General features: G+C 51.3%; 9 protein-coding genes and 1 tRNA gene. 8 read left to right on the top strand and 2 right to left on the bottom strand.

Annotated elements, in window-relative coordinates:
* Window positions 1–7: 7 nt before the first annotated feature.
* A complete protein-coding gene (locus AC812_RS14900) occupies window positions 8–1,519 on the bottom strand; it encodes a carboxypeptidase M32 (RefSeq protein WP_061915143.1) in 1,512 nt (503 codons plus the stop codon).
* A 109-nt stretch (window positions 1,520–1,628) separates the two neighbouring features.
* Here AC812_RS14900 and AC812_RS14895 point away from each other — a divergent pair, with 109 nt between their 5' ends.
* A complete protein-coding gene (locus AC812_RS14895) occupies window positions 1,629–2,624 on the top strand; it encodes a hypothetical protein (protein ID WP_061915139.1) in 996 nt (331 codons plus the stop codon).
* A 131-nt stretch (window positions 2,625–2,755) separates the two neighbouring features.
* Window positions 2,756–2,827: transfer RNA gene (locus AC812_RS14890), tRNA-Gly, on the top strand.
* A gap of 35 nt (window positions 2,828–2,862) precedes the next feature.
* Here the strand turns inward: AC812_RS14890 and AC812_RS14885 are convergent.
* A complete protein-coding gene (locus AC812_RS14885) occupies window positions 2,863–4,173 on the bottom strand; it encodes a helix-turn-helix domain-containing protein (RefSeq protein ID WP_061915137.1) in 1,311 nt (436 codons plus the stop codon).
* 371 nt (window positions 4,174–4,544) lie between these two features.
* On the opposite strand from AC812_RS14885, the gene AC812_RS14880 reads away from it, so the two are divergent.
* The 6 genes from AC812_RS14880 (at window position 4,545) to AC812_RS14855 (ending at window position 12,089) form a co-directional block, all read left to right on the top strand.
* Complete coding sequence (locus tag AC812_RS14880) at window positions 4,545–5,564, top strand: BMP family protein (protein WP_061915135.1); 1,020 nt, start codon at window positions 4,545–4,547, stop codon at window positions 5,562–5,564.
* Between the two features lie 173 nt (window positions 5,565–5,737).
* Window positions 5,738–7,240 (top strand): ABC transporter ATP-binding protein, encoded by a 1,503-nt coding sequence (locus AC812_RS14875; RefSeq protein ID WP_061915132.1) that lies wholly within the window; start codon window positions 5,738–5,740, stop codon window positions 7,238–7,240.
* A gap of 4 nt (window positions 7,241–7,244) precedes the next feature.
* On the top strand, window positions 7,245–8,315 hold the full coding sequence (locus AC812_RS14870) for an ABC transporter permease (protein ID WP_061915129.1): 1,071 nt from the start codon (window positions 7,245–7,247) through the stop codon (window positions 8,313–8,315).
* A complete protein-coding gene (locus tag AC812_RS14865; protein WP_061915125.1) occupies window positions 8,315–9,235 on the top strand; it encodes an ABC transporter permease in 921 nt (306 codons plus the stop codon). The genes AC812_RS14870 and AC812_RS14865 overlap by 1 nt, the downstream gene beginning before the upstream one ends.
* Window positions 9,236–9,265: 30 nt before the next feature.
* Window positions 9,266–11,599 (top strand): xanthine dehydrogenase family protein molybdopterin-binding subunit, encoded by a 2,334-nt coding sequence (locus AC812_RS14860; protein ID WP_061915123.1) that lies wholly within the window; start codon window positions 9,266–9,268, stop codon window positions 11,597–11,599.
* A 1-nt stretch (window position 11,600) separates the two neighbouring features.
* Window positions 11,601–12,089 carry a (2Fe-2S)-binding protein gene (locus tag AC812_RS14855; RefSeq protein ID WP_082149014.1) on the top strand — a complete coding sequence of 163 codons (489 nt, stop codon included), beginning with the start codon at window positions 11,601–11,603 and terminating at the stop codon, window positions 12,087–12,089.
* Window positions 12,090–12,100: the final 11 nt, after the last annotated feature.

The following is a 12,100-nucleotide window of genomic DNA, read 5'->3' as shown; positions in this document are numbered from 1 at the left end:
TGGATTTCTAATTCAACCCGTAAATCTCCGAAAATTTAGTCTTCAAATAACGCAAATACGGCTCAACATCAATCTCGGCTTTACCCGTGACTTTTTGGAGGGTTTCCTTGGGGGTAAATTTTCGACCATACCTGTGGAAGTTTTCTCGCAGCCACTCGCGTAGTGGCAGAAACTGCCCACGTTCGAACTGCTCGTATAAATCAGGAATAGCCTCCAACACCTTCTCCCAAATCTGGCAGGAAACGATGTTACCCAACGAATAGGTCGGAAAATAACCGATCAAACCCATTGACCAGTGAATATCTTGCAATACGCCCAAACGATCGTTGGGAATGCTCAGGCCGAGATACTCTTGAAAACGGTTGTTCCAGACTTCAGGAAGGTGCTTAAGAGCGATTTCCCCCCGAATCATTTGCCATTCTATTTCAAAACGTAAAATGATATGCAGATTGTAAGTGGCTTCATCAGCCTCGACTCGGATAAAGGATGGCTGAACTTTGTTGATCGCCCGATAAAATTCTTCCAAGCGGACTTCCGCGAACTGCTGGGGAAAGGTTTGTTGTAATCTGGGGTAGAAATATTTCCAGAAAGGAAAACTGCGCCCAACCAGATTTTCCCACATGCGAGATTGGGACTCATGCAGTCCTGAGGAAGCACCACGCGCCAGCAAGGTGCGTTCTAATGAGGGAGAAACTCCATTTTCATATAAACCATGCCCGCATTCATGCATCGAGCCGAACAGAGCCGGAGAGATGAAATCCTCAAAATAGCGTGTGGTAATGCGGATGTCTTGTGTGGCAATACTGGAGGCAAAAGGATGCACAGTAGAATCCAACCGCCAGCTATTCGGATCAAAACCAAAATGCTTGACCACCTCAAGACAAAATGCCTTTTGTTGTTCCACCGGAAAATGGCCGTGCAAGGGTGCATCCGAAACCCGGTCGGCATTTTCCTGAATAGATTGAATCAACGGCACAAGCCCCTCTTTCAGTTGCTCAAACGTCCCTTGCACCTCATTGAAACGCATATCCCGTTCGTAATCATCCAGTAAAACATCGTAAGGATCCTCAGCCGGGGGAAAACATTCGATATAACGATGGCGCAATTCAATCTGCCGCTCCAACATGGGTAAAAAGTGATTGAAGTCAGCCTTTTGCCGGGCTTCTACCCATACCTGCTGCGCCTGAGAAGAAGCCCGACTCATCTCGGCCCGTAAACTGGCCGGCACCCGAACACTCTTTTCATAATCTCTTCTGGCTACACGAATTAGGCTGGCTTCGTCAGATTCATACGGTAAACTTTCTTCGTATGATCTGAGAACCCCCAGCAATTTTCCCATTTCATCTGATGTGAATTTTTCATGGGCAATCTTCCCTAAAGTTGCCAGCACTTCAGCCCGAACAGCAGCACCCGCCGGTGGCATCATAACCCGTTGATCCCAGCCCAATAAGCCAGCCGCTTTGTTCAAATCGGCAATCTCTTTCAAGCGCGACTTGAGTTCCAAAAACTTTTCTTCCATGATTTCCTCTCAAATTTTTTAAACAATGTATCTGATTTTGGGTAATTGCGCAAATCATTCTCGGAACGATTTACCCCAAAGAGGCAGATTTCTATTACAATCCTATTGGATGTTTCGAAGGTTTTCTCTCATCACCATTTTTCTGCTGCTCCTTTTGGCGGCATGTAATAAAACCGACCAGCCGGTCGGGCAAACTGCCACGCTGCCCCCACAGGATGGTGGTTTTATCCAACCCCCCGGGGGAGCCTTACAGGCCAGACGTGAACTCGCCCGCGAGTTGAATATCTCCCCCCAGCAAATCACCATTCAAGCCATCGAATCGGTAACCTGGCAAAATTCCTGCCTGGAAGCGGGTGACCCGGGCGAAATTTGTCCGGAACAAAAGATTCCCGGCCTGATTGTCACCCTGCGTTACTCAGACAAATCATACACCTATCACACTGACTTGGATGGAATGATGGTACGCCCCATCCGTTCGGTTGATCAACCTTCCATTTCGGCCTTGCAAGCCGTACAATACCTGGCCGGACTTTTAGGTTATGACCCGCAGGCAATTCAAATACTCAGTGAGCGCCAAACCACATTTTTAGATGGTTGTCTGGAAATTGCCATTGCCGAAATTCCCTGCACTCAATTGCCGGTCGAAGGCCGGATTATTCGATTGGGGATTGAGAACCACATTTTCGAGTTCCGAATTTCTAAATTGGAATCAAATCCGGTATTGGCTAGTGTAGATGGCTATCTCACCAGTATTCCCGCTCTAAACTGGAGCCGCGAAGGTTCATTTCAGGAATACTGTGATGGTTTAAAAGTCTACCTGAACGGGTGGAGTGTCCAGTATTATTGCCGAGGGCAGGCCAGTCAGAATCCCGGTATCATGCGGTTAACCCCCGAACAACTGAGCAAGATCCTGCGCTGGTTTATCCGCCTTCAACCCTTTGAATGGAACCAGAGCAGTGCAGACGGCAGTCAAATCCGGATGACGCTCAACAGTCTTGGACTGGAAGAAGCCGACAATCCGACTCGTCTGGAAATCAGTGAATTTGCCGCCAATCTACTTACACCCATCCAGCGTGGAACTGTAACGCCCTTCCCTTTTCCCTGAATTCAGAAAAACATCGGCCAACGAAACCCGCCCGGGAAAGCCAATCACGGCGATAAGGAAGCCAGCTCATTGTTTCCATTTCGCGAAGGGTTGACCGTTTGTAGGGATATGGTTAAAATAAAATTCATCATGCGGGAGTCGCCAAGTGGTAAGGCATCAGCCTTCCAAGCTGACATTCGCGGGTTCGAGTCCCGTCTCCCGCTCCTCACCCGAAAACACCTCCTCAAGAGGTGTTTTTTTATCGGCTGACGGCCGGAAGCACCACCGTATAGAGAGCTTGATAAGCCTGATGATAGGGAACTGTCCGCATGCCAATCGTTCCTCCAAGAAAATGGAGGCGTGTTTGGCTGGCAGCCAACGCTGTATCTGCCGAGACCAGCAATGGAGGTGGTTCCAAAACCTCCCAAACCCCGCTTGATTCATTAAACCGAAGGATGTCGGTGATTGGCTGATCAATTTGATTGACCCCACCGGCGACGTACACGCCGTCAGCCAGAACAGTCGCGCGCAGGTTCTTTCTCCCCCTTGGGAGGGAAGGCTTTTGCTCCCAGGCGGTCGGGTCATCCTTCTCTCGATTGGGGTAGAAAGCCAGACATTCATCCGTCACACCGACCATCGTTTCGCCCCCCAACAGATAAATTTTGTTTCCAAGCACCGCCGTTGCCAAAAATGCGCGGGCAAAGGGCATTTTTTGTTGCAGAATCCATTCTTTAGCATCCGGTTCGAAAATCCACACCTCATCCCGATACGAATTACCATCCCAACCGCCAAACAAATACAATCGCCCCTCAAAAACCGCCAGCCCGTAACCTGTCAGCCGAACAGGTAACGGTGTGGTGGTTTCCCAAAGATCATTACGCGGATCATACACTTCAACCTGAGTGGTAAGGGTATCATCTGCCAGTTCTCCACCGGGGAGATAAATTTTTTCCCCGAGCACACCCGCCTGTACACCGCTAACGATGGTGGGTTTTGGGGACTTTCTCTCCCATTGATTTTGGGTGATGTTATAGGCAAATACATTCCCGCTGAGTTTTCCGTCCTTTTCGCCCCCAAACAGATACAGATACCCCTCGTACCTCTCCGTAACACCTCCCCCAACGCCTTCCGGTAAATCAGCCAGTTGGCTCCACCGCTGCTCGCTATTGACCTGGGCTACTCCCCCTGGATTGACACTCCTCATCCGAAAGAAACCAATCCCGATCAAGAGGACAACCACAAACAGCACCCACCCTCTACCTTTGATCGGTGAAGAGCGGGAGACGGCTGGTGGTGCTTCGGCGGTTACTACAAGGCTGCCCTCGGAAACCGCCTGACTGGTGTGGATTTCTTCGCGCACGGCTTCGGGAATCAGCCCGATTTTGATGGCATATAGGGTAGCCTCGGTGCGGGAAACAACACCGATTTTTGCAAATATATTACGGAGATGAACCTTGACCGTGTTAGGACTGATGTACAGCACCTGAGCAATTTCTTTATTGCTGGCGCCAGTAGCCACAAGCCGTAAAATCTCTTTTTCACGTTCGCTTAATTCATTCTCGGATGACATAGTTTTATTATAACCTCATCGAAAAAAGCAGAATTTTTAGTTCCTTCGGACAATTGTCATACATCTATTATTAATTCGTCATTTGTCAACCCAAACTGCTTGCAATTCTTAAAGTTTTTCAATAAACTATTAATACCCTACATCGTCTGTTTCATCCGATGTCCATTCAGATTTACCAGTCTTTATTAAAAACTGGAAATCTGGTTTTTTGGGTTATTTTGTTCCCTCCTTGATTATCCTCCTCTTTCATGACAAACCACTTTTTTCCCATGTAATTTCAGAAAGGAGGTGTCCACGTCATAATCTCTTTCCCAATCATCCTCACCTCAATTTTCTTATCTAAAACCAATCACCTGGGGGAGAATTAAACGATGAAAACCTTTAAGACTGTCTTGATCGCTGTTTTGCTGGTGGTGCTTACCGCACAATGCGCTCCGGCTGCACAGACCCAGGCGCCCCAAACCGGTGAGACTCAAGCGCCGTTATTCTTCGGCGCCTTTGCCACCCCCATCGAAGAACCCTGGGATGGTGTAATTCATCAGGCGCTCCAAAAAGTTGCGGATGAAGGCAAAATCCGCTACGAGTATACTGATGATATCGGTTACGCCGGCGATATGGAACGCGTTCTTCGCGAAGTAGCCGAAAAACAAAAACCAGCCGCCATCTTTGGCGATGCTTTTGGCAATGAAGAAGCCGTCCGTCGGGTAGCCAAGGATTACCCGGAAATTGCTTTTGTCTTTGGTTCCGGCCTCGGCCCGGCGGAACCCAATGTGGCGGTATTCGATAACTGGATTCACGAACCGGCTTACCTGTGCGGCATGATCGCCGGTGGTGTAACCAAGACGAATGTGATCGGTGTGGTTGGTGGCTATCCCGTTCCCGAAGTCAACCGCATTGTCAACGCGTTCATTGACGGCGTCAAAGAGGTCAACCCGGATGCCAAAGTGCTGGTTACCTTCATCAACTCGTGGTTTGATCCCGCCGCTGCCAAAGAGGCTGCTCTGGCTCAGGTGGATGCCGGTGCCGATGTGCTGTTTGCCGAACGCTTCGGCGTGATTGATGCGGCGGTTGAAAAAGGTCTGCTGGCTTTTGGGAACATGAGCGACCAGTACGAACTCGGACCGGATCACGTCCTGACCGGGCCAGTCTGGAACATGACCCCCACGGTTGAATACGTGATCAAGCAGATTGAAGCCGGCACCTTCACCGCTCAGGATCTCAAGGACTTCAGCATGGTTGCCAAAGGTGGTGCGTACCTTGCTCCATTCCACGGCATGGAATCCAAGATTCCGGAGAACATCCTTTCGCTGGTCAAGCAACGCGATGAAGAAATCCGCAATGGTCTCTTCCGCGTTGACATCAAGGAAGAACCCCCGGCACCTACCAACTAGGTGAAACTGGAGTGTGCCTGTGCGGCCAAAGCAAGCCGCACAGGCACCTCAACACCCATAATGGTTGAAACAAGTCAGGAATACCAGTCCACCCGTAGAAGCGATCAAAACCATCCTGTTTGATAAACAAGCGCCGCTACGGGTTATCCCACCTAAGCCCCTCAGGAGAGGTCATGTTTATCGTCGAAATGCAATCCATCACCAAGCGCTTTGGCGATCTCATCGCCAATGACCACGTGAATTTTGAATTGCAAAAAGGAGAAGTTCACGCTCTGCTGGGTGAAAACGGGGCAGGAAAAACCACATTGATGCGCATCCTCTATGGGTTGTACCATCCCGATTCGGGTGTCATCAAAGTCAAGGAACAGCCTGTCGTCATCCACTCACCCAAAGATGCCATCCATCTCGGAATTGGAATGGTGACCCAGCATTTTGCTCTTGTGCCGCCGCTGACGGTTGCAGAAAATGTTGTGCTGGGTTATCAAAACTCGTTCGTTCTTGATCAGAATCAAATAGAAGAGAGCGTTACCGAAGCCGCCCGTCGGTTTGGATTAGAAATCAATCCCAAAGCAATCGTCCGGCATCTGTCGGTTGGACAGCGCCAGCGGGTCGAAATTCTTAAAGCCCTTTACCGCAATGCTGAAATTCTCATTCTTGACGAACCAACCGCAGTGCTGATTCCCCAGGAAGTAGAGGCGCTGTTTGAAACGTTGAATCGTCTCAAACAGGAAGGTTTATCGGTCATCTTTATCAGCCACAAATTACATGAAGTAACCCAAATCACCGATCGAGTCACCGTCCTGCGAGACGGTAAAGTCGTTGGTACGGTCAATACCGCCGATGTCACCCAAAAAGAACTGGCTGCGATGATGGTCGGAAGAGAAACTTTCGGCGTAACGCGCAGCAAAGCAACTTCCGAAACGGCTGCACAAAAACCCATGCTCGAACTGATCAACCTGTGCGCCAACGACGATAAAAACTTACCCGTCCTTAAGAACATCTCGCTCACCGTTTTTGAGGGCGAAATTTTAGGTATTGCCGGCGTTGGAGGAAACGGGCAGAAGGAACTGGCTGAAACGATTTGCGGTGTCCGTCAACCAACCGCCGGGAGCATCCGCGTTGATGGCCGGGATGTCACTGGCAAATCACCCTCCGAACTCACCCAATCCGGACTCGGACGTATACCCGAAGACCGCCATGAGGGAATGGTCGTTCACCTGAGCGTTACCGACAATCTCGTTCTGGAACATCTGGATGAATTCACCCGCAATGGTGTTTTAGACCATAAAGCCATCCGTCAATATGCCAGTGAGTTAATCCAGAAATTTCAGATCAAAGCCAAACCAAATGATATTACCCGCACCCTTTCCGGCGGGAACATGCAAAAGGTGCTGCTGGCACGCGTACTGGCCCGGCAGCCCAAAGTGATCATTGCTCCTCAACCGACCCGTGGTTTGGATATTGGCGCAACGGATTATGTTCGCCAGCAATTGCTGGAACAGCGCCAGCGTGGCGCCGCCATTCTGCTGATCTCAGAAGACCTGGATGAAATTCTGGCGCTCTCGGATCGGATTGCCGTCATTTACGAGGGCGAAATTGTTGGTACTTTACCCGCCGCAGAAGCCACACCCGAACGACTCGGGCTGCTGATGTCGGGTGCCGTCAAGGAGCATTGATTCCATGGAAGCCAAACGGTTCCCTTATCAACTGGTCAAAACCGACACACCCCCTATTTGGATGCGCCCGCTCATTCCGGTGCTGATTCTTTTGATCACATTCCTTATTACTGCGGGGTTGATTCTCTCCACTCGGGCAAATCCCTTTCAGGCTTACTATTATTTCCTGATCTCCCCTCTCTCCAGTCAGGTATCTTTCCTGGAGGTGCTGGTCAAGTCCACTCCTTTGATGCTGACCGGCGTAGCCGTCACATTTGCTTTTGCCACCGGTTATTACAACATCGGCGCCGAAGGCCAGCTGTACGCCGGGGCGATTGCGGCTGCATGGCTTGGCATTGTTCTGGCAGGGGTACCGGCCGCCATTGCCATCCCTTTGATGATAATTGGCGGATTTTTGGCAGGTATGGCCTGGGCGCTGATTCCTGCGCTGCTCAAAGTCCGGCTGGCCGTGGATGAGGTAGTCACCACCCTTTTGATGAATTCCATCATGGCCTATATTGTCAGCGCCATTCTAAACGGCCCCTGGCGCGACCCAACCTCTGGTTGGCCGCAATCCCCCGAAATTGCTGAGAATACCATGTTTTTCAAGCTGATTCCCCGTTCGCGCCTGCACTTTGGGTTCATTGTAGCCCTGGTAGGGATTGCAGTTTTATGGTTTATCCTGACCCAGACCTCCTTTGGTCTGAAAATGCGCGCCGTTGGACTGGGAAAACCTGCCGCACAATTTGCAGGCATCAACGTTGGACGCACCACACTGATTGCCGCATTAATCAGCGGCGGTATTGCCGGCATTGCCGGGGTAAGCGAAGTAGCTGGTATTCAATTCCACTTGATCGGCGATCTTTCCGCCGGTTATGGCTACACCGGGGTGATCATTGCCACGCTCGGCAGCCTGAATGCCATAGGTGTGTTCGTTGCCTCTCTATTCTTTGGGTTGATTGATACCGGCGCTCAAACGGTTAGCCGGGCAATGGGCGTACCGGTTTACCTGGGCGAGGTCACTCAGGCAGTCATGTTACTGGTTGCCCTGGGAATGTACCTGCTTCAACGTTACCGCATCGTTCGGAGGGCATAATGGAAGTATTCCTGGTCAACTTAATCGCAGCCACCTTCCGTGTTTCAACCCCAATTGTCCTGGCTGCCATTGGAGAAACTTATAGCGAACGTGCCGGTATTCTGAACCTCGGCATTGAAGGCATTATGTATTTTGGCGCCTTTGTAGGCTTTCTAATCGCCGATAAAAGCGGTTCACTCTGGCTGGGTTTATTAATGGCCATCTTATCGGGAATCGTGTTTGGTTTGTTGATGGGTTTCTTCACCGTCACCCTTGGGGTCAACCAGCACGTTTCCGGTCTGGGTATCACCCTCTTGCATACCGGCTTAACGCTTTTCACCTTCCGTCTTTTCTATGGCGGCCGTTCTACTCCCCCTTCCATCCCTTCCTTCCAAACGCTCAATATTTTGCAAAACAACCCCATCCTCGGGCCGATCCTTTCCCAATACTGGTTGACCTACCTCACCTTTCTGGTCATTGTGCCGCTGGCATGGTGGATTCTGTACCGCACCAATTTTGGTTTGAAAATCCGCTCGGTTGGCGAAAATCCGGAGGCGGTGGATGCCGCCGGAATCAGTGTACCGGCAGTGCGTTATGCTGCCCTGGCAATCGGCGGCGGTCTGATGGCGGCTGGGGGTGCATTTCTCTCACTTTTCCAATTGGGCGCCTTCACTCACGGGATCATCTCCGGGCGCGGTTGGGTTGCCATTGCCATCGTGATCTTCGGCAACTGGCACCCTGTTCGCGTGATGCTGGGCGGTTTGATCTTTGGCGGCACCTTTGCTTTGCAATTGCGCTTACAGGCAATGGGTTTGCAGTTGCCCGTGCCTTATGAAACCTTTTTGGCTCTGCCGTATGTGGTTACGATCATTGCCCTGGTCATTGCCGGGCGGAACGCTTCTTACCCGGCAGCCTTGTTGAAACCCTACCGCAGAGAATAGTACACAAGTAATTCAAGAAAGGAGTTGAAAATGGCTTACAAGTATTTAGGTAAAAGTTACATCAGACCGGATGCCATCAATAAAGTTACCGGTAAAGCCGTCTTTTTGGATGACATCCGTCTGCCGGGCATGTTACACGCCGCCATCCTGCGGCCCAAATACGCCCATGCCCGCATCCTCTCCATTGATACCAGTGAAGCCGAAAAATGTCCCGGTGTGGTCAAAGTCGTCACCGGCAAGGGCTGCACCTACCGCTACGGAGATAACATCCGCGACCTGGTACCCATGGCGATTGACAAAGTCCGGCACATTGGAGAACCGGTTGCTGCCGTCATCGCCGATACGCCCCGCCACGCCTACGCGGCGTTGGACAAGATTAAAGTGGAATACGACCCTCTGCCGGTTTACATTGATGCCCGCCAGGCAATGAGCGAGGATGCCGTTCTCATACACGAAGAATTGGGCGAATACTGGCATCTTCCGACCCTCAACCCAAAGCCCGGCACCAACATCGCCAACGTCTATCATCTGAAAAAAGGCCGCGGCGAGGAAGGTTTCGAGGAAGCCGACGTCATCATCGAGGGCGAGTTCAATTATCCGTTTGGTTCCTGCGCCGCACTCGAACCGCACGGTTCAATTGTCTGGTTCAAGGAAGACCGCACCATCGAAATCTGGTCATCCTCGATTTGCCCCTTCATCATCCGCGATGACATTGCCCATTCCTACGGTGTGCCCGTCTCGGATGTTCGCGTTCACATTCCCGATATTGGCGGCTGCTTTGGCTACAAATCGGATATCACCGTCGAGCAGACCATTGCCTGGATCGCCAGTTTCGTCCCCGGGCGGCCTGTCAAGTGGGTTGCCAGCCGCAAGGAAGACATCACCAGCACATTACTTGCTCACGGCATTCGCACGGTCATGAAAATCGGGGCAAAGCGCGATGGCAAACTGGTGGCCCTTAAAACCACCGTATATCATTCGGGCGGAGCATACTCCGACACTGCCGTCAATGTGACCATCGCCGCAACCCACAACTCCACCGGCCCGTATGAATTTGAACATTGCGATCTAACCGGCTACACCGTCTATACCAACACGCCGCCGGTTGGCGCATTCCGTGGTTATGGGCATCCCGAACCGCAGTTTGCCACCGAGCGGATGATGGACATGCTGGCACGCAAGCTGAATATGGATCCATTTGAATTACGCCGCAAGAATTATCTGCGCGAAGGCAGCACCAATTCGCTCGGTGAGCGGATGTGGAAATCAAACGGTGACATGCAGGCATGTGCCGAGCGGGTTCAACAAATTGTCTTTGGAAAGCCCAAAGAGAAGCAAGAAGATGATCAATTTTATTATGGTCGGGGTTTTGCTGCATTGATGAAATCACCCAAAGGCGCGCCCTTCTCCACCAAGGGCTGCTACATGAAGATGAACATTGACGGCAGCGTGTCGGTCAATATGGGCGGCGCCGAAGTGGGCCAGGGCTTGCGCACCGTCGTTCGTCAGATTGCCGCCGAAGCCCTCAAGATACCACCCGAAAAAGTGCGCTGCTACAACGAAATTGACACCCAGTTCTCCCCCTACGAATGGCAAACCATCGGTTCCATGTTCACCATGCAAGGGGGACGCGCCATCGTTCGCGCCGCCGAGAAACTGATTCAAGGCTTGAAGAAAACAGCTGCTCAGGTACTTCGCACCGATGAAGATTATCTTGAATACGACGGTGAGTACGTCTACCTGCGCAGCGACCCCTCCATTCGCGTTCCGGTAACCCAATTAGCGCGCGGCTACATCACGGACAATGGCATCACCATTGGCGATCTGGCTCAATCGGTAGCCGATGCCCGCCTGCCACGTTATTCCAACCCGGATCAAAACGGTCAGGGGAATCTGGGGGTGACTTATACCTTTGGCGCTCAAGCTGCCGAAATCCGCATTGAGAAGAAAACCGGTAGAATCTACGTAGATCACTTTGCATCCGTCTTCGATGTCGGACAGGTCATTAACCCGATTCAAATTCGCGGCACCGTGTTAGGCGGAGTCTTAATGGGGTTGGGCGCAGCCTTGTATGAAGAAGTGAAGTTCGACGAAGAAGGCCGCATCCTTAACCCACATTACTTCCAGTACCACATTCCAACCTATAAAGAAGCTCCCCAGCAAACCATCGAATTCATCGAAACACCCGACCCGATTGGGGCTTTTGGCGCTCGCGGCATCGGAGAACATCCGGTTATCGGTGTGCCACCTGCCATCCTGAACGCCATCTATGATGCCATCGGGGTGGATTTCTACGAAATTCCCGTCACGCCCGAAAAAATCAAACAAGCCCTCGAAGCCCGAACGGAAAAGGAGTATGCCTGAAATGACCGAGAAAATTTCCTTCACCATCAATGGCGAATACCGCTCTGTCGAAATTGACGAAGAAATGATGGTTATTGATGTAATCCGCGACGTGCTGGATCTGACCGGCACAAAACGCGGCTGCGATAACGCTACCTGCGGCACATGTGTAATTGTCATGAATGGAAAAGCCGTTAAATCCTGTAATACCCCGGCCAGCAAAATGCAGGGGGCGAATATTTTGACCATCGAAGGGCTGGCAAAAGGTATGGAATTGCACCCGATCCAAAAAGCCATTGCCGAATCAGGAGCCGTTCAGTGCGGTTTCTGCACCCCCGGTATTGTGATGGAGCTCCACGCCCTGCTGGAAAGCAAACCGGACGCCAGCGAAACCGAACTATCGAATGCCCTCAATAAACACCTGTGCCGCTGCACTGGCTACGAACCCATTCGCGACGGAGCGTTGATTGCCCAACAACTGATCCGCGAACGGATGACCGAAAAGGCCTGAAATTCAAAATC

This window comes from Bellilinea caldifistulae (genome assembly GCF_001306055.1).
GTDB classification, from domain to species: Bacteria; Chloroflexota; Anaerolineae; order Anaerolineales; family Anaerolineaceae; genus Bellilinea; species Bellilinea caldifistulae.
This window is presented reverse-complemented; position numbering and strand designations above follow the sequence as displayed.

Excerpts from the sequence above, each read along its gene's own strand:
- AC812_RS14900 (WP_061915143.1), bottom strand. The coding sequence starts at position 1,519 with ATGGAAGAAAAGTTTTTGGAACTCAAGTCGCGCTTGAAAGAGATTGCC.
- AC812_RS14875 (WP_061915132.1), top strand. The coding sequence starts at position 5,738 with ATGTTTATCGTCGAAATGCAATCCATCACCAAGCGCTTTGGCGATCTC.
- AC812_RS14860 (WP_061915123.1), top strand. The coding sequence starts at position 9,266 with ATGGCTTACAAGTATTTAGGTAAAAGTTACATCAGACCGGATGCCATC.
- AC812_RS14865 (WP_061915125.1), top strand. The coding sequence starts at position 8,315 with ATGGAAGTATTCCTGGTCAACTTAATCGCAGCCACCTTCCGTGTTTCA.
- AC812_RS14880 (WP_061915135.1), top strand. The coding sequence starts at position 4,545 with ATGAAAACCTTTAAGACTGTCTTGATCGCTGTTTTGCTGGTGGTGCTT.
- AC812_RS14855 (WP_082149014.1), top strand. The coding sequence starts at position 11,601 with ATGACCGAGAAAATTTCCTTCACCATCAATGGCGAATACCGCTCTGTC.
- AC812_RS14885 (WP_061915137.1), bottom strand. The coding sequence starts at position 4,173 with ATGTCATCCGAGAATGAATTAAGCGAACGTGAAAAAGAGATTTTACGG.
- AC812_RS14895 (WP_061915139.1), top strand. The coding sequence starts at position 1,629 with ATGTTTCGAAGGTTTTCTCTCATCACCATTTTTCTGCTGCTCCTTTTG.
- AC812_RS14870 (WP_061915129.1), top strand. The coding sequence starts at position 7,245 with ATGGAAGCCAAACGGTTCCCTTATCAACTGGTCAAAACCGACACACCC.